Origin of the sequence: Agromyces aerolatus, assembly GCF_031432255.1 — a bacterium.
Taxonomy (GTDB): domain Bacteria; phylum Actinomycetota; class Actinomycetes; order Actinomycetales; family Microbacteriaceae; genus Agromyces.
Genome location: NZ_JAVKGQ010000001.1, coordinates 557,008 through 575,590 on the forward strand (window position 1 = coordinate 557,008; position 18,583 = coordinate 575,590).

Genomic DNA, 18,583 nt, shown 5'->3' on the forward strand with positions numbered 1-18,583 from the left:
GTCATGCTCCTGTTCGATCTGACGTGCCGATGGTCGCGGCGATCCCGGCGAGCGGGCCGTCGTCGATGCGCCGGAAGCGGTCGAGCGTGGCGGGATCGTGCCCCGGCACCACGTGCGCGACCCCGTCGGCCATGAGCTCACGGACGCGGTCGAAGCCGGCGTACATCTTCGGGAGGTCGGCGACGAACGCGAACGGCAGGTCGTCGTCGAGCTCCTCGTAGTAGTGCACCGCGTCGGAGGCGAGGAGCACGTCGCCCTCGCTCGTCGCGACGCGTACGGCGGACTGCCCTGGCGTGTGCCCGCCGAGCTCGATCAGCTCGACGCCCGGCGCGAGCTCGAGCGACCCCGTGAACGTGCGGACCCGGCCCTCGGCGTGCGCGAGGCGCAGCTGCTCGATCTCCTCGTCCTCGGTCGACCAGCGGAACTGCGCCCGCTCGCCGAGGCCGCTCGTCCAGAAGTCGTACTCGGCCTGCGCGATCACGATCTCGCCCTTCGGGAACATCGCGAGGTTGCCGATGTGGTCGTAGTGCGCGTGCGTCACCACGATGGTCTGCTCGGCCTCGGTGTCGATGCCGAGGGCGGCGTAGATCTCGGACGGGTCCTTCACGAACGTGCGCTTGCGATTCGCGCCGCCCGCCCGGGAGAACCCGGTGTCGACCAGGATGGTGCGCTCGTCGTTCCGGATGACCCACACGAAGTAGTCCATGCCGATCGGCCCGTCGGGCTGCCCGTAGATGTGATAGTTCAGGTAGACCTCGGCACGGTGGCCCTGTCGGGTGCCGTACTGGGCGATCACGACCTCGTACTGTTCGGGCATCGTTCAGGCCTCCTGGGGCACGGGCGGCCAGGTGTGCCGCCGTTCGAGCATGAGATCGCGGAGCGACCGCGGCGGTCGCCCGGTGAACCGCTCCACCACATCGGTGAGCTTCGCGAGGTGTCCGGCCCGGATCATCCGGCCGAACGTGACCATGCCGTCGCTGCACCACGGCACGGGCGAGGCCGAGAAGTCACCGGTCGCCTCCCGCGGGACGCCGAGTGCGTCCCACATCGCGTACATCTCGTCGTCCGTGAGGTCCACGATCTCGATCGGCGCACCGCTCAGCTCGGAGATCATCTCGCCCACTTGACGGTAGGTCAGCAGCTCGGGCCCCGTGACGTCGTAGCCGGTGTCCGGCTCGCCGTCGCCGAGGAGCAGGCTCGCGGCCACCCCGGCGACATCGTCACGGGAGACGAAGCCCACGAGCCCGTCGGCGGTGTTCCCGATGCTCCGCCCGGAGGTGATCGCGATCGCCGCCTGGTTCTCGGCCATCGCGTCGGCGTACTGGTTGTTGCGCAGGAAGTTCCACGTGAGTCCGCTCGCGGTGACGAGCGCCTCCGTGAACTTGTGATCGGTCACCTCGACCGAGTCCACCTCGGGCTTCTCGGTGCCGATGAACGACGTGTACACGAGGTGCCGAACGCCCGCGGCCTGGGCGGCTTCGACGGCGTTCCGGTGCTGCTGCTGCCGGCGCGGCCCGACCTCCATGGTCGAGATCATGAGCAGCCGCTCGCCGCCACGGAACGCCGCCTCGAGCGACGCCCGGTCCGCGAAGTCGGCGACGCGCACATCGACACCCCGAGCGCGCCAGGTCTCGAGCGACGCCTCGTCTCGGCTCGTGACGATCACCTGATCGGCGGGCACCCGCTCGAGCAGACGCTCGGCCACGGCACCCCCGACGTACCCGCTCACTCCGGTCACGACATACATGCGGCTTCCCCTTTGAAACAGCGCGAATACTCTGGACGACAAGCCCCCGACGGCGAGGTCGCGCCGCCACCATCGTTTCTCGTCTTACGGTCTGATGTCAATACTGTATGACAATCACACCAAATGTGCTCGTCCTCATCCTCGGCCGAACGCCTCGAGCAGCGCGGCGTCGACCGGGGCCGTGTCCCAGAGGCCCGCGCCACCGCCGTAGCGGTTGGTGTTCTGAATGCTCGCGCCGCCGTCGACCGAGAGCACCGTGCCGGTGATGTAGGACGCGTCGTCGCTCAACAGGAACGCGACCGCGGCCGCGACCTCGTCCGGCTCGCCCGCGCGGCGGAGCGGTGACGTGCTCGCGCGCTTGCGCATGTCCTGGATGCCGGCCTCCCCGAAGATCGGTGTCGGGACGATGCCGGGCGCCACGCCGTTCACGCGCACCCCGATCGGCCCCGCGTACACCGACGCCCCGTGGACGAGCCCCACGACACCGTGCTTCGACGTGGTGTAGGCGAGCAGGTCGGCCGCGCCGCGAAGGCTGGCGATGGAGGCGGTGACCACGATGGAGCCGGTCGTACCGGTCGCGACGAAGTGCCGCAGCGCGGCGCGCGTCCCGAGGAAGGGCCCGCGCAGGTTCACGCCCATGACCGCATCCCACTCGTCGACCGTCGAGTCGGTGAGCTGGATGCCGGGCGTGCCGGCGATGCCCGCGTTGAGGTGGTGCAGGTCGGCCGACCCGTAGGTCTGGATCGCCGCCTCGAGATACGCGTCGACGCCCGCCTCGGTCGAGACGTCGGCCCCCACGCCGATCGCCTCGCCGTCCAGCGCGTCGGCCGCCGCCTTCGCCCGATCGGCGTCCAGATCGACGATGACGAGCCTCGCCCCGGCCTCGGACAGCCGAGTCACCACCGCCGACCCGATGCCGCCCGTGCCACCGGTGACGATCGCCACCTTGCCGTCCAGACCTGCGTACGCCATCGTTCCGCTCCATTCCCCGGCCCCCATCGGCCGATCCCGGATCCCGCGTCGAACGGGTTCATCTCAGATTGTCTGACGATAATATATATGGACCAACGAGCCCACCGCCCCGGCGAGCCGCCGTCCGGCAGACGGGCCGACGGTATGATCGCCACCAAGCTGGCAGTAAGGATCCACGATGGCGTCTCCGAACACTCTCGCCCAGGCCTGGCCGAACGCAGCGGTCGACCGCGTGGCGGCCCCGCTGCGCGAGCAGGTCATCACCGCACTGCGGACCGCGATCCTCGAGTTCCGGCTGCGCCCCGGGCAACGGCTCGTCGAGCGCGAGCTCATCGACCAGCTCGGCGTGTCCCGCACGACCGTGCGCGAGGCGCTGCGCGAGCTCACGAGCGAGGGGCTCGTGACCGTCATCCCTCAGCGCGGCGCGGTCGTGACCGCCCCGTCGCTGGCCGAGGCCGAAGACCTGTACGAGATCCGAACCGTGCTCGAGTCGATCCTCGTCGAGCGCTTCGTGGGCCGCGCGACCGACGATCAGCTCGTCCGACTGCGCGAGGCCGTCGAGTACTTCGCCGAGACCACGGCGGACTCCGAGGACATCCTCGTCATCCTCGAGGCGAAGGACCGGCTCTACGAGGTGCTCATCGAGGGTGCGGCGAGCCCGGCGCTGAAGAACATCATCGAGGGGATCCAGGCTCGCGTGCGCCTCCTGCGCGCGACCTCCATGAGCGAGCCCGGCCGCGCCGACGAGGCCGCCGCCGAGCTCAGGCTGGTGGTCGAGGCCGCGCAGGCGCGGAAGGCCGCCGATGCCGCCCGCCTGTACGCGGTACACCTGCGCAACGCCGCGAAGACCGCACTCAAGCAGCTGCGGCAGGCCGGGTAGCTCCCGGCGCAAGCATCGCCGCCCGGAACCGACCCGCCCAGGCGCCGGACGTGACACCCCGCCGGCCTCGACGGCGGTGGCGTTCGGCGAGCCTCTCGCGTGCGCGCCCCGATCGTCGCGGCCTCGACACGCAGCTTGACACCTGACGACATGACCGTACTATTGTCGGACAAAGATAGCTTCTGTGTCTCAATGGAGAGGACTGCACATGACTGCCCCTGCACTGCACCCCCGACGTACCCGCGCCGGGCGGCTCCTCGCCGGCACGGCAGCACTCGGCATCGCAGCACTGCTCGCCGGCTGCTCCGGAGGCGGCGGATCCGACTCCGCGGCGCCCATCGAAGCGGCCGACGTGGACCCGCACGCCCCCGAGGTGACGGAGGTCGCCCTCGCCGGCATCAAGGGCCCGGGGACCATCCCCCTGCAGGTCGCGGCCGATGAGTACGGCAGCGAGTACGGGCTCACGATCGAGCCGTACTTCGTGGACAACAGCGGCGTCGCCGTGACCGCGGTGATCTCGGGAGACGCTGCCGCGGTGAACACGAGCTACTTCGGCGCGATCGATGCCATCAACGAGGGCCTCGACCTCATCGTCATCGCGGAGGGCTGGGCGAGCACGCCCGGGACCGGCTCGCTCGAGGCGCTGCCCTCGTCGGGCATCACGAGCCTCGAGGACCTCGAGGGCAAGACGGTGAACGTCATCTCGCTGACGAGCAGCCACGCCATCAAGCTCCGCGACACCATGCTGAAGGAGGGGCTCGACCCCGAGGCGGTCGACTGGGTCGAGCTGCCCTACGGCGAGGTCGCCGCCGCGCTCGAGCAGGGCACGATCGACGCGTCGAGCGCCGTCGGGCCCACGCTCGCGGCCGTGAAGGGCCTCGACAGCGTGACGGTGTTCGACTACGGCGACGGCGAGTACGTCGACATGGCCGAGTCGGGCTGGGTCGCCTCCCGCGCGTTCGTGGAGCAGAACCCGAACACCATCGCCGCCATCCAGTGCTCGATCTTCGCGGCGCAGGGCGCGCTCGCCGAGGACCGCGCGTTCTTCGAGACGCAGTTCTCCTCGTTCCTCGGCGCGCCGGAAGCGGTCGCGGCCAACGAGGTCATGCTCGAGTACCAGACGACGAACCGCGAGGACATGATCCAGCGCAACGCGGAGGTCTACCACTCGAGCGGTCGCCTGGCCGAGGAGTTCGACTTCGCGCCGTACATCCTCCCCGTGCCCGACAACTGCTGAACCCGGCCGATCGGGCGGGCGCCGCGCGTCACGCGTGCCGCCCGCCCGATCGCCCCGCCCCACCAGAATGACGAAGGAGTCGACGTTGGCGATCGCCACTGACACCAGGCCGGCCAGCCGGCCGTCCGGCCCCAGGCTGAGCCGCCGAGCGACCGCGATCTGGCGGGGCATCGCCGGCGTCGCGGGCCTCGCGGTGATCCTCGAGCTGATCTCCAGGTCCGGCCTGGTCAACCCCGCCTTCCTGCCGCCGTTCTCGAGCGTGGTCGCCGAGGCCTTCGCCCTGTGGGGCGAGCCCGCGTTCCGCGAGGACGTGTTCGCCACACTCCTGACGTACGTCTACGGCATGCTCATCGCGAGCGTGATCGCGATCCCGCTCGGCATCCTCTTCGGCCTGTTCCGTCCCGCGTATCGCGCGGCCAGGGCCACCGTCGAGCTGATGCGCCCCATCCCTCCCGTGGCGCTCATCCCCCTCGTGCTCCTGATCCTCGGCGCCGGCCTCGAGATGAAGCTCGTGATCGTGGTCTTCGCCGCGGTCTGGCCGATCATGTTCAACACCCTCTACGGCGTGAACGACGTCGACCCGTACGCCAAGGAGATGGCGCGCAGCTTCGGGGTCGGCCGGTTCGGCGTCGTGCGCCGGATCATCATCCCCTCCTCGGCGCCGTTCATCGTGACGGGCATCCGGATCGCGTCGTCCATCGCCCTGATCGTGGTCATCACCGTGGAGCTCATCGCGGGCGGCGCGCAGGGCATCGGCGCCTTCATCTCGCGGGAGCGGGCATACGGCGACGCCGACTCGTATCTCGCGGTGCTCGCCGCGACCATCACCGCCGGCATTCTCGGCCTGCTGATCAGCCTCGCCATCGGCTGGGCCGAACGGCGCTACTTCGGCTGGGACTCGACGACCCGGGAGAGCAACTGATGACCGCCACGACTCCGCGTTCCGTCTACACGCACAGCATCCCGGTCGCCCGTCGCCCGCGACGCGGCAAGAAGGCGCTCGTCAGCCTGGCGTACTTCGCCGTTCCGCTCATCGTGCTCGTGGCGCTCTGGCAGCTCGCCACGACCCTGGCGCCCTCCCCCTTCTTCCCGCCGCCGATCGCGATCGCCGAGAACCTGTGGACGCTCCTGTTCGGCGGGGATCAGCTGGTCACCGAGGTCTTCAGGAACGACTTCCTCGCCACCGTGGGCCGGATGCTCCTCGGCTTCGCGATCGGCTCGGCGTGGGGCATCGCCGTGGGCACCGGCATGGGCCTCAGTCGCGCCGCCCGCGAGACCGTGACCCCGATCGTCGAGTTCCTGCGGTCCATCCCCGCGACGGCGACACTGCCGCTGTTCATCATCCTGCTCGGCGGAGGCGACGACATGCGCGTGGTCTTCATCGCGTACGGCGTCTCGTGGTTCGTCCTCATCAACACGGCGGCCGGCGTGGGCTCGATCCACAAGACGATGCTCGACCTCGGCCGCGTGTTCCGGGTCTCTCCGGCCCGCCGGCTCTTCACCATCATCCTGCCCGCGGCGATGCCGAAGATCTTCGCCGGCCTCAGGATCGCGAGCACCGCGGCTCTGCTGCTCGCGATCGTGTCCGAGTTCATGCTGGCCACGAACGGCATCGGCTACCAGCTCGTGCAGGCGCAGGGCCGGTTCCAGCTGCTGAACATGTGGTCGTGGATGCTCGCGCTCGCGATCCTCGGCCTGCTCCTGAACTCCCTGCTCGACTTCATCGAGGGCCGTGTCCTGTCGTGGCACAAGCTCTCCCGCTCCAAGATCTAAGAGGACCGACCATGACCGACACGCAGGCCACCACCACCACCACCTCCGACCAGGTCCCGGGCGAGCCCGGCGCGCTCGTGGTCGTCGACCACGTCTCACACGTCTACAGCGGCGCGAGCGGCACCCACCACGCGATCCGCGACCTCTCCTTCTCGGTGCAGCCGGGGGAGTTCGTCTCGATCGTCGGCCCCTCGGGGGCGGGCAAGACCACCCTCCTGCGGACACTCGCCGGTCTGCTCGTGCCGACGTCCGGCGCGGTCTGGGTCGCGGGCAAGCGCATCACGAACGTGCCTGAGGGCATGGCGATGGTCTTCCAGGACTACAGCCGCTCGCTGCTGCCCTGGCTCACGGTCGAGAAGAACGTGGCGTTCCCGCTCGCCGGGTCGGCCCAGTCCAAGGCCGAGCGCAACGCCATCGTCGAGGAGTCCCTCGCCGCGGTCGGTCTCAGCGGGTTCGAGAAGCGGTACCCGTGGCAGCTCTCGGGCGGCATGCAGCAGCGCGTCGCGATCGCACGAGCGCTCGCGTACCGGCCGAAGCTGCTCCTCATGGACGAGCCGTTCGCGTCGGTCGACGCGCAGACGCGCGAAGGCCTCGAGGACCTCGTGCTGCAGATCCGCCGCGACTACGACATGACCATCCTCTTCGTCACGCACGACATCGACGAGAGCGTCTACCTCGCGAACCGCGTGCTCGTGCTCTCGCGCCCGCCCGCCACGCTCGCCGAGGACCTCAAGATCGACCTGCCGGAGCCGCGCGACCAGATCACGACCCGCGAGGAGCCCGACTTCGTGCACCTCCGCGGGCATGTCGCACGACTCATCCACGGCGCCTGACCACGGCCGCCATGACGACCCGCGCGGCGGTGCTCACCGCGTTCGAAAGCGGCTTCACGCTGGGCGAGGTGCAGCTGCGCGAGCCCGGCCACACGCAGCTCGTCGTGCGCACGACCGCGGCGCCGTTCTGCGCGACGGACTGGATGGGCTGGCGCGGGATGCGTCGCAAGGTGCCGCCGGTCATCCTCGGCCACACGGCGGTCGGCGTCGTGGAGCGGTGCGGCGACGAGGTGGCGGACCTCCGCCCGGGCGACCGGGTCCTCGTCGCGGCCACGCCCCAGTGCGGGCACTGCTACTACTGCGGGATCGGACGCCCCGACCAGTGCTCGGTGCTCATGGACTCCTCGGACCCCGTCGTCGCGGCGTTGCCCGACGGCCGTGAGGTGCGCGCCGCCGGCCGGGTCGGCGCGTACGCCGAGCACCTGCTCGTCGACCGCATCCAGCTGCACCGTCTGCCCGACACGCTGCCGGACACCACCGCGGCGCTCCTCGGCTGCGGCATCTCCACCGCCATGGGCGCCGTGACCACGATCGCCGACGTGCAGCCGGGTCAGTCCGTGGCCGTCGTCGGGCTCGGGCACCTCGGTCTGTGGGCCGTCCAGGGCGCTCGATCGGCCGGCGCGGGCACGATCATCGGCATCGACGGCCACCCCGGGCGCCGTGCAGCGGCGCGGCAGCTCGGCGCCGACGAGCTCGTCGACGCGGCCGGCGAGGATCCGGTCGAAGCCGTTCGGGCGCTGACCGGGGGCCGCGGCGCGGATGTCGTCATCGAGGCGGCCGGGCCCGAGCTGGCGACGCGCCAGGCGGTGCTCATGGCTCGCCGGGCCGGGACGATCGTGCTCATGGGCGTCGCACACTCGGCGACCGAGGTCGTGCTCCCGCAGCTGCAGCTCACGGTTCACGGCAAGCGCGTGATCGGCTGTCAGAACGGGCAGATCACCCCGGACGTCGACATCCCGCGCTGGATCGGCATGCTCGAACGCGGCGAGCTCGATGCCGGCCCGATCCTCACTCGCGAGTACTCGCTCGACGAGATCGACGACGTCGTGCGCGCCTCCGTCATGCTGGACGATCTCAGCGGCGTGTTCACCTCGTTCTGAGCCGGGGTTCAGACGTCGGCGATGCCCGCGGGCCTCGTGCGCGATGTGGCGGCGAGCGCCTCGGCGAGCTCTTCGAGCACCTCGACGGCGATCGCGAGGTGCTCGTCGTCGGCCGTGGAGAGCGAGCCGAGCTGTGTGGCCCACACACCGCGATACCTCGCGAGGTTCGCGACCGCGGCCTCCGTGGGATAGATCCGCACCTCGCGGCCGTCGCCCGGGGCGGTCTCCTTGCGGGCCAGGCCCTTGTCGACCAGCGCGGCCACGCGGGTGCTCGTGTTGCTCTTGTGCTGCCCGAAGGAACGCGCGATGTCGGTGACGGTCGTGCCCGGCTCCTCCATCAGGATGCGCATGATGTCGGCCTCGGAACGCGTCACGTGGATCAGGCCTTCGCGGGGCACGGTGACCTCGCGCTGGAGGTAGCGGAAGGTGTCGATGATGCGCTCACCGAGCGCGCCGAGCAGCTCGTCGCGCGTCGCCTCCCCGGTCATGCGTCGAGTGTAGCGGGGGTCTGACATGCGGCTCCTTGCGTCGGAGGAGGGCGGACCCTATAGTTATAACACGTATAATAAACAGTCCGGCGACCTGCCGGACCGCAACGACGCGAAACCGGAGACGACCCCATGTCGCTGCTGCAGGAAGACCTGGCCACCGACCGCCCCACCGCCGAGCAGCTCGTCGCTCGCGCGGCCGCGCTCCGCGACCGGCTGCGCGAGCTGCAGCCCGAGCACGCGGAGCTCGGCACGTACTCGCCCGAGATCCACGAGGCCTTCGTCGAGGGCCGGCTGTACGACCTCCTGCGGCCGAAGCGGTACGGCGGCCTGGAGGTCGACCTCGAGACCTTCTTCCGGGTCGCCATCGAGATCTCCCGCGGCGACCCCGGCGTCGGCTGGTCCTGGGAGCTCGGCGCGAGCCACGCGTACCAGTTCGCGTCCCACTTCCCGGAAGCGGCGCAGGAGCAGGTGTTCACCGTCTCGCCGTTCGTCGCGCCCTCTCGCGCGTTCCCGCAGAAGGCGCAGGTGACGAAGGTCGAGGGCGGGTACCGGCTCTCGGGTCGCTGGGACTACAACTCGGGCTGCACGTACAGCACGCACTTCATGCCGGTCGCGCCGATCGAGCAGGAGGACGGCAGCAACCCCCTCTTCATGTTCATCGTGCCGCGCGAGGACTACACGATCCTCGACGACTGGGGCGCGGGCCGCACCATCGGCCTGCACGCGTCGAGCTCGAACTCGATCGAGATCGAGGACGCGTTCGTGCCCGACTTCTGCGTCGTGCCGTTCAACTTCAAGGACATCGTCTGGGGCGAGGAGGGCACGCCCGGGTATCGCCTGCACGGCAACCCGCTCTACCTCGGCCGCACCTCGGCCTTCTTCATCGCCGGGCTCACGCAGACCCAGGTCGGCGCGGCGCTCGCCTGCATGGACGAGTACGAGCGCCTCATGGAGCGCGGGTCGAGCTTCCCGCCGCGGATCCCCCGCTCCGAGTCGCCCGAGTACCAGCTCTGGTACGGCAAGATCACCTCGCTCGCCGAGGCATCCCAGACGCTCCTGCTGGGCGCCGTCCGCGAGCTCGAGCGCCGGAACCGGGAGTGGACCGAGGGCGGCCCGGAGTTCACCACCGCCGACGACGTCCGCATCCGAGGCCAGATCGTCCAGGCGGCGAAGCTCGCACAGGAGGCGATCGAGATCGCGTTCACGACGGCCGGCACGACCTCGGCCGCGCTCGCGGGCGCCCGGATGGGCAAGTACTACCTGGACGCGGCCATGTACCGCACCCACATCGGCGCACAGCACGATGTGCTGCTGGCCTCCGAGGGCCGGGTGCTCCTGGGCCAGCCGCTCACCATGTGACCGCTGGGCTCCGCGCACGCAGCTCAGCAGGGTCGCGAATGGTCGCTCGATTCGGGATCGAGCGACCATTCGCGTCCCCACAACCGGATGCCTCGGGCGAGCGCGAGCGCGGGCGCGCGATGCTTCGGGCGGGTGGGCGGGCGGATGCCTCGGGGGCGCGCCGGCTCAGTCGATGCGGGCGATCCAGTCGAGGATGGGCTGAACCGCCTCGTCCGAGTTCTTCTCGAGCATCATGGCGTGACCGTTGCCGCGCACGCCGTGTTCGCCGAGGTTCATGAACTCGGCGCTGCCCCCCGCGGCGTTCACGTAGTCCACGATCTGCGGCGCCCACGCCGTGAACGGCGAGGTCTCGCCGACGACCACGACGACGGGCAGGCCCGAGAGCGCGGGCACCCGACGTCCGGCGCCGAGCTCGGCGGGATCGGCGACGGGCGGATCGTACGTGAGCGGTGCCGCCGTCAGGCCCCAGTCGAGCCGCGAGCCGGGCGCGAACTCGTGGAACGGCGGCCCCATCGGCTCGATCGCGACCACGGCCCGCACCGCCTCACGCCGGGCGTCGGCGGCGAGCCAGCCGGCCGGTCCGCCCGCCGAATGCGTGACGAGCACCGCGGGGCCGATGCGATCCAGGAGGCGTGCGAGTCGCTCCTGATCCATGCGCTGAGACTCGGCGAGGTCCTCGGAGAGGAATCCCATCGAGGCGATCAGCTGGTCGAGTCCCGGGTCGCCGATGCCGCCACCCCAGGTGGACTGGTCGTGGCCTGGGATCGGCGTGTCGAAGAGCCCGATCGCCATCTCGTAGCTGAACTGCGGCCCCGGTGCGCCGACGACGTCGGGATGCGCCCACGACCGCCCGTGCGCGGGCCGGTCGACGAGGTACACGAGGTATCCGGCGTCGACGAAACGGTCGGACCAGCCGGGCCGCCCGTCGGGCGTGCCCCGCCAGTCGGTGATCTGTCCGCCGCCACCGTGCACGAGGACGAGCGGGTAGGGCCTGGTGATCTGCTCGGGCGCCTCCCACTCGACGAACATGGGTGCGCGCTGGACCGTGCCGTTCGCGCCGTCGACGCGTTCGCCGGCGATCCAGAAGTGGCCTCGGCGGACGGTACGGAGCGGGTAGCGGGCGAACTCCTCGGGAAGCGTCGCGGTGGTCATCGTCATGCGATCCCGAGCGCGTCTTTGGCGATCATCCGGAACGTCACATCGCGAAGCTGGGGGTTCCGGTGCCCGGCCGCCTGCGCCATGTCCCGGAAGATGCGCTCGAAGCGTTCGCCCTTCTTCGAGGCGGACGAGCCGATCGTGCGGTAGAGGTCCCGCTCGACGACCTCCCAGGCCTGGAGCATGACCTCTCGGCCGATGCCGCCGAGCAGGTTGTCCTTCGCGGCGCTGAACGGGGCGATGCCCGCCGTGTTCTCCTCCGCGTACCGCAACCAGGTCTCCAGGGCGTTCCAGGTCGCCGCCTCCCCCGTCGCGAGCTTCACGAGCGCGCCGCCGAAGTAGCGCAGGAAGTCGGGATCCTCGGTGCGCGGCACGAACGGCGGCACCGTCGTCTTGCGCGTCCGCATCTGCGCCTCGAACTCGTCGAGCGCTCCGTAGGCGCCACCGAGGCAGAGCACGGCGAGAGCGAGCGCGAACGAGCTCATGTGCCGGGCCGAGTACATCGGGTTGCCGTACGCTCGCGAGCCCGGGCTCTCGCCGTCGTACGCGTAGTCGACGAGGTTGGCGTCCTCGACCATGAACCGGGCGGGCAGGAAGGCCCCGTCGAAGCGGATGCTGTTCGAGCCCGACGAGTTCAGGCCGAGCATGTTGCCCCAGTCGTCGAGGATCTCGTAGGTGTCCTGCGGGGCGACGTAGAGCCCGACCCGCGGCCCGCCGCCCTCGGCGCCGCCCGGCAGGATGCACTGCCCGAGGAAGTACGTCGAGTACGGGATTCCCGAGCAGTAGTTGACGGTGCCGTTCAACTCCCAGCCGCCCTCGACCGGCGTCGCCTTCACGGTCGGTGCGTACATCGACGCTGCACGGAAGTCGCCGCCGTTGTAGACCTCCGCGTGGATCTCCTCCGGGAACCAGTTGGCGAACATCAGCGCGTGGTTCGCGGAGAGGCAGAAGCACCACGCGATGCCCATGTCGCCGCGGGCGAGCTCCATCACCACCTTGAAGAACGTCGTGGGCGAGACCTCGTACCCCCCGTGTGCGCGGGGGATGTACATGCGGTAGAAGCCCGCCTCTTCGAACTTGCGGTGCAACGCCTCGGGGATGTGCGTCACCGCCTCGGCGTCCGCCGCGCTCGCGATCAGCTCGGGCCGCAGGTCTCGCGCGGCCTGGACCAGGCGGTCCTCGAGCGCCTGGGTGTCGATGGCGACCCCACCGGCCAGCTGCGCATCAGTCATGTCGTTCCCCTTCGTCATTGAAGCCGTGGCCGCCGCGGGCTCGGCGAGGCAGATGCCCGCCGGGCCCGCGGTGTCGGTTGATCATACAATCCTACGAACCACGCGAATGCGCAAGAGGGACCCGGCGGATGCCCCGATCAGGTGAGCGCGGAAGCCCGGTCGACGTAGAGGTTCACCGCTGAGACGCCACGGTTGCGCAGCAGGAACTGGGTCGCGTCGACGACGTCGGCCATCGTGGCAAGCGCCCCGCCCGGCGTGCGCCGCTCGTGACCCTCGAGCACCTCGGCGGGCTTGTTCGCCCAGAAGGGACTGTCGCCGATGATCCCCGGGTGCAACGCGTTGACCCGGATCGGCGCGAGCTCGAGCGCGAGCGTGTTCACGAGGCCCGTGACCCCTCCGTTGATCGAGGACACGGTCGTCGAGCCGGGGTACGGCAGGTCTTTCGCCCGGCCACCGAAGAGCACGATCCCCGTCTCGACCGAGGGCTCCATCCGGTCGAGGAGGGCGTGCACGGTCTCCGTGTAGCCCACGAGCTTGAGCGTCACGAGACGGATCGCCCGATCAATGTCGTAGTCGCGGATGGTGTTCGCGTCGCGCTCGATCGCCGCGAGCACGAGCCCGTGCACCTCGCCGACGGGCGCGAGCTGGCCGGCGATCGTCGACGGCTCGGAGATGTCGAGCGCGACAGCGGTGGCCTGCGGCCCGAGCGAGGCCGCGACCTCGTCGGCGCGCGCCTGGTCGCGTCCGGTGATGACGACCCGGTCGCCCCGCGCGATGCTGTCCCGTGCGATCTCGAGCCCGATCCCGGACGTCCCGCCGACGATGAGAATCGTCTTGTCACTGCCTGCCACTCCGCTGCCTTTCCCTGCGTGATCCGAAGCCCGCGCGGTGCAGCGGGCGAACGACGCGCCGGCTGCCCCGGTCGGCACACCGCGGCCCACTCGACGGGCGCCGGAGGGCGGATTGAGCCAAGTGATACTGGACAACCGTGTTCAGCAGTGCTTAACCTGAGTCAAGTCGACCGGTACGGCAAAGTCAAGCGACGCACATCGCTGGCCGCCCCGGGGACGTGCGCGCGAGGCGTGCACGCGACAGCGAATCAAGGAGGATGAGCGTCAGTATGAGCGACAAGCCGGCCCCCCAGCCCGGTCAGCCCATCGTGTTCCGCAACGGGATCGTCTTGACGATGGACGATGCCCACACGGTCCTGCCCGAGGGCGACGTGCTCGTCGTCGACGGCAAGATCGCCGAGGTCGGGCGGCAGCTCCAGGTGCCCGACGGAACCTTCGAGATCGATGCCAAGGGCGGCATCGTCATGCCGGGCATGATCGACACCCATCGGCACATGTGGCAGACCGCCATGCGCGGTTACGGCGCCGACTGGACCCTGACCCAGTACTTCGTCTGGTACTACCTCGAGCACGGCATGAAGTTCCGCCCGCAGGACGTCGCCGCCGGCAATCTCGTGTCGGCTCTCGACGCCGTCGAGTCCGGTGTCACCACGAGCGTGGACTGGTCTCACGGCCTGCGCACGCCCGAGCACGGTGAGGCCGCGTACGAGGCCCTCGCCACGTCGCCCGGCCGTTTCGTGTTCGCCTACGGCAACCTCGCGGGTGCGCCCTGGGAGTGGCTGCGGGATCCCGCGGTGCGCCGCGTCATCGAGCGCGCGCGCGACGACTCGCGTCTGCTCGGCGCCCAGATCGCGTTCGACGTGCCGGGCGACGAGAGCTTCCCCGAGCGCCCCGCGTTCGAGGCGGCACGCGAGCTCGGCCTGAAGATCACCACGCACGCGGGTGTGTGGGGTGCGACGAACGACAACGGCATCCGGATCATGTACGACAACGGCGTCATGCAGGAGGGCAATGTCTACGTGCACGCCGCGACGCTGAGCGACGAGTCGTACCAGAAGATCGCGGCGACCGGCGGAACCGTCTCGCTCTCGACCGAGAGCGAGCAGACCTGCGGCCAGGGCTACCCGCCCGCGCACGCGCTGCGCAAGCACGGCATCGGCGCCTCGCTCTCGGTCGACACCAGCGTGTGGTTCAGCTCGGACATGTTCTCGGCCATGCGCACGACGATCGGCGCCGACCGTGCGCTCGAGCACTACATCGCGCACCAGACCGACGACACCGTCACGCACGCGACCATCCGCGTCGAGGAGGTCGTCGACTGGGCGACGCGCGGCGGCGCGAAGGCGCTCGGTGCGTACGACAAGGTCGGCAGTCTCGAAGCGGGCAAGCTCGCCGACGTCGTGCTGATCAAGAACGAGTACTCGCCGACCATGACGCCGATCCTGAACCCGTACGGGCATGTGGTGTACCAGGCGGGCCGCGGCGACGTGCACACCGTGCTCGTCGGCGGCTCCCCGGTCAAGCTCGACGGCCGCCTGGTCGCGGGCGACCTGCCGTCGGTCCGGGCGAAGCTCGAGGACACGGTCTCGTACCTGCAGGGCGAGCTCGGCGACGACACCTGGAGGGCGGGCATGAACCCGGAGATCCCCGAGACGGAGATCCTCAGCAACCCGTACCAGTACCGCAAGGCGGACGCGGCGCAGGCGAACTGACCCGCACGCGCCGACGCGACACGCACCGAGCAGGCCCCGCGCACGCGGGGCCTGCTCGGTGCTCACTCCGGTTCGGCGGGTCCGCGCTCGACGGTCACGCTCTGCGCGTCGGCCTCGTCACGCATGCAGCCATGTCGCCGTCGTCTCGGCGAACCGCTCGAGCTCGGCGAGCGATCCGGTCGGGGTGATCGCGCGCAGCACGAGCTCGTCGACGACCTCGAACCCGGCGAGGCGCTCCGGTCCGTCGAGCGTCGCCTCGAGCGGGGTGATGCCGAGCCGCGCGAAGTTGGCGGCGTAGGCCGGGATCGCCCCGTACGACGCGGCCTCGCGTTCCAGCGCGGGGCGCGCGGACTCGTCGGCGATGGTGCGCACGTAGAGGATGCTCCGCACGGCATGTTCGCCCGCGTCGCGCCGGAGCTCGCGGTCGGCCTCGGCCGCGGCAGCCGGACTCAACCAGTTGAGCAGCACCCCGTCGGCCCGCTCGGCGGCGAGCCGCCGCATCCTGGGCCCGAGCGCGCCGACGACGAGCCGGGCCTTCGTCCGCTCCCGGAGCTCGGCGAGGCCGCCTTCGATGAGCCCGAGCGGGCGACGCGCACCACCCGATCCGATGCCGAGCGTGGTCCGGTCGGCGGGCAGGCCCGAGAGGTCGAGGTCACCGACCGGCCGGCGATCGAGCGGGATCACGCCGGTCGCGAGCCCCAGGGCCGTCGTGGCCTCGGCCGCGACGCGCAGGCCCGCGAGCGAGTCGCCGCCCGGCACGTCGTTGATCCAGAGCGTGGCGAACCCGAGGCGTTCGAGGCGCGGCGCGAGCGCGCGCACCGCGTCGGCCGGAGTCCGGCCGTGGATGCCGATCGAGACCGCGGTGCGCCTGGCCACGGTCTACCCGGCGTAGCTTCCGACGAGGCGCACGGCTCCGCCGTCGACGCCCTTCGCGCCCTGCTCCCAGGTCTCGCCCGATCGCGGCCGCTCGCCGAGGCTCACGGTGCCCGTACGCCACGCGGGCAGTCCGAGGGCGCCGAGCTCGGCGATGACCGCGTCGGCGGTGTCGGCGGCGACGACCGCGAAGAATCCGACTCCGAGGTTCCACGTGCCCTCGGTCGACTCGAGCGTCGTGCCCGCGAGGTCGTTGAGCACGCGGAACACGGGCGCTGGCGACCACGTCGAGCGGTCGACCTCGGCCCACGACCCGCGCGGCAGCACGCGCGCGAGGTTCGCGGCGAGTCCGCCGCCGGTCACGTGCGAGAGGGCGTGAACGGATGCCCCGAGCCGATCGTGCGCGAGCAGCTTCACGAGCGGGCCGGCGTAGAGCCGCGTCGGCTCGAGCAGGGCCTGCCCCCAGGTCGAGCCGAGCTCGGCCGAGGCATCCGTGTACCCGATGCCGCGCTGGGACAGGATGTGCCTGACCAGCGAGAAGCCGTTGGAGTGCAGCCCGCTCGACTCGATCGCGATGATCGCGTCGCCGTCGGCGACGCGCTCGGCACCGAGCACGCGGTCCGCCTCGACGACGCCGACCGCGGCGCCCGCGACGTCGTAGTCGTCGGCGCCCATGAGGCCGGGGTGCTCGGCGGTCTCGCCGCCGACGAGCGCGGTGCCGGTCTCGGCGCACGCGCGCGCGATACCGGTGACGATCGCAGCGATGCGCTCGGGAACGACCTTGCCGCACGCGATGTAGTCGGTCATGAACAGCGGCGTCGCACCCACCACGACGATGTCGTCGACGACCATGCCGACGAGGTCCTGCCCGATCGTGTCGTGCACGTCGAGCGCCTGCGCGATCGCGATCTTCGTGCCGACGCCGTCGGTCGAGGTCGCGAGCAGCGGCTTGGCGTACTCCTTCACGAACGAGAGGTCGTAGAGCCCGGCGAAGCCGCCGACGCCGCCGAGCACATTCGGCCCGTGCGTCTTCGCGACCGACGCCTTCATGAGTTCGACGGCGAGATCGCCGGCGGCGGTGTCGACTCCGGCCGCGGCATAGGACGAGTTGGCGCTCACCCGTCCAGGCTACCGGGCCACGCCCCCGCGACGATCGCGCGGGTCACCGCGGGTCACCGCGGGTCACCGCGGGTAGGCGCGATTCACGTCGTTCGTGCAGAACAGCCGGAAGTGGACCGCGATGTCGCTGACCCCGTCGTTGAACAGACGGATGTCGCCGACGCCGCCCGCTTTGCCGTCGCCGGCGCCCTGGACGATCGAGTTGACTCTGAGCTGCAGGAAGTACGCAGTCGTGACCGCCTCGGTGCCGAGCGGCATCTGACGGCTGGGGGCGAACTCCTTCTTCTGCCCGATGAGCCAGGGATGGCTCGGCGGGCAGAACTGCGGCTCTGGCCGGACCGGGGTGAGCTTCGCGGACACCGGGACCTGCCACGTCGGAGTGACGTACATGATCTCCGATGGTTCCGAAGCGTTCGCGGTCGCAGCCTCGGCCGCGGCGGGCTGCGCCAGCGTGAGCGCGAGCGCGACCGTCGCCGCTGTCGCGACGGCGGCTCGAATGGTGGTGGCGTACATCGCGGCTCCCATCGGTCGCAGTTGAATTTCTGCATACTAGCATCCATGAGGGAGGGTCGCTCGCTCTCTGCGAGCCGAGCTCGGGCTCGCCGCGGGTGCGCGTAGACTCCGGGCTATGCACGCGGGTGCGACGCCATCGTGGGTGATTCGCGAGAATGCGAGTCGCGCGGTGCTGCTCGCGCTCTACCTCCGCGAGGTCCTCGGCATCGCCTCGCCCGTCGAGCTGCCGCGATTGCGCGGGCTCGCGGCGCTCGGTGAACGGCTGGCGACCGATCGCCAGGACGCCCTCGAACGACAGTGGCGCGCGTGGTGGGCCATGACGGTGGAGCCCGAGGCGCACCCGTCGGAGGTGCCGCTCGAGCTCGTGCCCGAGTACGGTACGGAGATCGCCGTGCCGAGCACCGGCGCGGACGAGCTGCGCTCCGCGATCGCGCCGCTCGCGGACGGCGCGCGGACGTGGGCCGACCGAGCCCACGAGACCTACCGCGCGGCGGCGAGCGCGCGCCACGGCGACTCGTACCGCGCGTACGCGGGAACGATCGCCGAGCACGAACGCGAGGTCGGGCGGCGCGCGCACTCGTTCGAGCTCAATGTCGAGATCATGCCGTTGCAGACCCGCGGCGTCTGGTGGATCGGCAGCATGACCGTCGCGGTCACCGACACGCTGCGCGCCGATCCGGCCGCGTTCGACGACGCGATCCACCCGATCATCGCCGAGCTCGCGTGAGGCTCAGCC

General features: G+C 70.6%; 19 protein-coding genes. 9 read left to right on the forward strand and 10 right to left on the reverse strand.

Annotation, left to right across the window (positions count from 1 at the left end; all coding sequences use genetic code 11):
* Position 1 precedes the first annotated feature (1 nt).
* The 3 genes from RH864_RS02550 to RH864_RS02560 form a co-directional block, all read right to left on the reverse strand.
* Positions 2-817 (reverse strand): N-acyl homoserine lactonase family protein, encoded by an 816-nt coding sequence (locus tag RH864_RS02550; RefSeq protein WP_310515926.1) that lies wholly within the window; start codon positions 815-817, stop codon positions 2-4.
* Between the two features lie 3 nt (positions 818-820).
* Complete coding sequence (locus RH864_RS02555) at positions 821-1,747, reverse strand: SDR family oxidoreductase (protein WP_310515927.1); 927 nt, start codon at positions 1,745-1,747, stop codon at positions 821-823.
* 135 nt (positions 1,748-1,882) lie between these two features.
* The gene (locus RH864_RS02560) at positions 1,883-2,719 is read right to left on the reverse strand and encodes an SDR family NAD(P)-dependent oxidoreductase (protein ID WP_310515928.1); all 837 of its coding nucleotides are present in this window, start codon (positions 2,717-2,719) and stop codon (positions 1,883-1,885) included.
* A gap of 178 nt (positions 2,720-2,897) precedes the next feature.
* Between RH864_RS02560 and RH864_RS02565 the strand changes: the two genes are divergently transcribed.
* From RH864_RS02565 to RH864_RS02590, 6 genes are all read left to right on the forward strand, one after another.
* Positions 2,898-3,599, forward strand: a complete 702-nt coding sequence (locus tag RH864_RS02565; RefSeq protein ID WP_310515929.1) for a GntR family transcriptional regulator — start codon at positions 2,898-2,900, stop codon at positions 3,597-3,599.
* Between the two features lie 208 nt (positions 3,600-3,807).
* A complete protein-coding gene (locus tag RH864_RS02570) occupies positions 3,808-4,836 on the forward strand; it encodes an ABC transporter substrate-binding protein (RefSeq protein ID WP_310515930.1) in 1,029 nt (342 codons plus the stop codon).
* A gap of 85 nt (positions 4,837-4,921) precedes the next feature.
* Positions 4,922-5,758: an ABC transporter permease gene (locus RH864_RS02575; RefSeq protein ID WP_310515931.1), complete on the forward strand. Its 837-nt coding sequence runs from the start codon at positions 4,922-4,924 to the stop codon at positions 5,756-5,758.
* Positions 5,758-6,609 (forward strand): ABC transporter permease, encoded by an 852-nt coding sequence (locus RH864_RS02580; RefSeq protein ID WP_310515932.1) that lies wholly within the window; start codon positions 5,758-5,760, stop codon positions 6,607-6,609. The genes RH864_RS02575 and RH864_RS02580 overlap by 1 nt, the downstream gene beginning before the upstream one ends.
* An 11-nt stretch (positions 6,610-6,620) precedes the next feature.
* Positions 6,621-7,442, forward strand: coding sequence for an ABC transporter ATP-binding protein (locus RH864_RS02585; RefSeq protein WP_310515933.1), 822 nt, complete (start codon positions 6,621-6,623; stop codon positions 7,440-7,442).
* An 11-nt stretch (positions 7,443-7,453) separates the two neighbouring features.
* The gene (locus RH864_RS02590) at positions 7,454-8,542 is read left to right on the forward strand and encodes a zinc-binding dehydrogenase (protein ID WP_310515934.1); all 1,089 of its coding nucleotides are present in this window, start codon (positions 7,454-7,456) and stop codon (positions 8,540-8,542) included.
* A gap of 8 nt (positions 8,543-8,550) precedes the next feature.
* Here RH864_RS02590 and RH864_RS02595 read toward each other — a convergent pair whose 3' ends face one another.
* Complete coding sequence (locus tag RH864_RS02595) at positions 8,551-9,030, reverse strand: MarR family transcriptional regulator (RefSeq protein ID WP_310515935.1); 480 nt, start codon at positions 9,028-9,030, stop codon at positions 8,551-8,553.
* A gap of 132 nt (positions 9,031-9,162) precedes the next feature.
* Here RH864_RS02595 and RH864_RS02600 point away from each other — a divergent pair, with 132 nt between their 5' ends.
* Entirely contained in the window at positions 9,163-10,392 is a 1,230-nt protein-coding gene (locus RH864_RS02600; RefSeq protein WP_310515936.1) for an acyl-CoA dehydrogenase family protein, read from the forward strand.
* Between the two features lie 165 nt (positions 10,393-10,557).
* Here RH864_RS02600 and RH864_RS02605 read toward each other — a convergent pair whose 3' ends face one another.
* The 3 genes from RH864_RS02605 to RH864_RS02615 all read right to left on the reverse strand — a co-directional run bounded on the left by RH864_RS02605 (position 10,558) and on the right by RH864_RS02615 (position 13,630).
* Positions 10,558-11,550: an alpha/beta fold hydrolase gene (locus tag RH864_RS02605; protein WP_310515937.1), complete on the reverse strand. Its 993-nt coding sequence runs from the start codon at positions 11,548-11,550 to the stop codon at positions 10,558-10,560.
* Positions 11,547-12,779, reverse strand: a complete 1,233-nt coding sequence (locus RH864_RS02610) for an acyl-CoA dehydrogenase family protein (protein ID WP_310515938.1) — start codon at positions 12,777-12,779, stop codon at positions 11,547-11,549. Before RH864_RS02610 ends, RH864_RS02605 begins: the two co-directional genes overlap by 4 nt.
* 137 nt (positions 12,780-12,916) lie before the next feature.
* Positions 12,917-13,630 (reverse strand): SDR family NAD(P)-dependent oxidoreductase, encoded by a 714-nt coding sequence (locus RH864_RS02615; protein ID WP_310515939.1) that lies wholly within the window; start codon positions 13,628-13,630, stop codon positions 12,917-12,919.
* A gap of 269 nt (positions 13,631-13,899) precedes the next feature.
* Here RH864_RS02615 and RH864_RS02620 point away from each other — a divergent pair, with 269 nt between their 5' ends.
* Positions 13,900-15,342, forward strand: coding sequence for an amidohydrolase family protein (locus tag RH864_RS02620; protein WP_310515940.1), 1,443 nt, complete (start codon positions 13,900-13,902; stop codon positions 15,340-15,342).
* Positions 15,343-15,459: 117 nt separating this feature from the next.
* Here RH864_RS02620 and RH864_RS02625 read toward each other — a convergent pair whose 3' ends face one another.
* The 3 genes from RH864_RS02625 to RH864_RS02635 form a co-directional block, all read right to left on the reverse strand.
* Positions 15,460-16,218, reverse strand: a complete 759-nt coding sequence (locus RH864_RS02625; RefSeq protein WP_310515941.1) for an LLM class oxidoreductase — start codon at positions 16,216-16,218, stop codon at positions 15,460-15,462.
* Positions 16,219-16,221: 3 nt separating this feature from the next.
* Positions 16,222-17,334 carry a phosphoribosylformylglycinamidine cyclo-ligase gene (purM, locus tag RH864_RS02630; protein WP_310515942.1) on the reverse strand — a complete coding sequence of 371 codons (1,113 nt, stop codon included), beginning with the start codon at positions 17,332-17,334 and terminating at the stop codon, positions 16,222-16,224.
* A 63-nt stretch (positions 17,335-17,397) separates the two neighbouring features.
* The gene (locus RH864_RS02635; protein WP_310515943.1) at positions 17,398-17,847 is read right to left on the reverse strand and encodes a hypothetical protein; all 450 of its coding nucleotides are present in this window, start codon (positions 17,845-17,847) and stop codon (positions 17,398-17,400) included.
* A 115-nt stretch (positions 17,848-17,962) separates the two neighbouring features.
* On the opposite strand from RH864_RS02635, the gene RH864_RS02640 reads away from it, so the two are divergent.
* Positions 17,963-18,574, forward strand: coding sequence for a zinc-binding alcohol dehydrogenase (locus RH864_RS02640; RefSeq protein WP_310515944.1), 612 nt, complete (start codon positions 17,963-17,965; stop codon positions 18,572-18,574).
* The last annotated feature ends 9 nt before the right edge of the window (positions 18,575-18,583 follow it).

Coding starts and splice junctions, on each gene's coding strand:
- RH864_RS02550 (WP_310515926.1), bottom strand. CDS start 817: ATGCCCGAACAGTACGAGGTCGTGATCGCCCAGTACGGCACCCGACAG.
- RH864_RS02555 (WP_310515927.1), bottom strand. CDS start 1,747: ATGTATGTCGTGACCGGAGTGAGCGGGTACGTCGGGGGTGCCGTGGCC.
- RH864_RS02560 (WP_310515928.1), bottom strand. CDS start 2,719: ATGGCGTACGCAGGTCTGGACGGCAAGGTGGCGATCGTCACCGGTGGC.
- RH864_RS02565 (WP_310515929.1), top strand. CDS start 2,898: ATGGCGTCTCCGAACACTCTCGCCCAGGCCTGGCCGAACGCAGCGGTC.
- RH864_RS02570 (WP_310515930.1), top strand. CDS start 3,808: ATGACTGCCCCTGCACTGCACCCCCGACGTACCCGCGCCGGGCGGCTC.
- RH864_RS02580 (WP_310515932.1), top strand. CDS start 5,758: ATGACCGCCACGACTCCGCGTTCCGTCTACACGCACAGCATCCCGGTC.
- RH864_RS02585 (WP_310515933.1), top strand. CDS start 6,621: ATGACCGACACGCAGGCCACCACCACCACCACCTCCGACCAGGTCCCG.
- RH864_RS02590 (WP_310515934.1), top strand. CDS start 7,454: ATGACGACCCGCGCGGCGGTGCTCACCGCGTTCGAAAGCGGCTTCACG.
- RH864_RS02595 (WP_310515935.1), bottom strand. CDS start 9,030: ATGACCGGGGAGGCGACGCGCGACGAGCTGCTCGGCGCGCTCGGTGAG.
- RH864_RS02600 (WP_310515936.1), top strand. CDS start 9,163: ATGTCGCTGCTGCAGGAAGACCTGGCCACCGACCGCCCCACCGCCGAG.
- RH864_RS02605 (WP_310515937.1), bottom strand. CDS start 11,550: ATGACGATGACCACCGCGACGCTTCCCGAGGAGTTCGCCCGCTACCCG.
- RH864_RS02610 (WP_310515938.1), bottom strand. CDS start 12,779: ATGACTGATGCGCAGCTGGCCGGTGGGGTCGCCATCGACACCCAGGCG.
- RH864_RS02620 (WP_310515940.1), top strand. CDS start 13,900: ATGAGCGACAAGCCGGCCCCCCAGCCCGGTCAGCCCATCGTGTTCCGC.
- RH864_RS02635 (WP_310515943.1), bottom strand. CDS start 17,847: ATGTACGCCACCACCATTCGAGCCGCCGTCGCGACAGCGGCGACGGTC.
- RH864_RS02640 (WP_310515944.1), top strand. CDS start 17,963: ATGCACGCGGGTGCGACGCCATCGTGGGTGATTCGCGAGAATGCGAGT.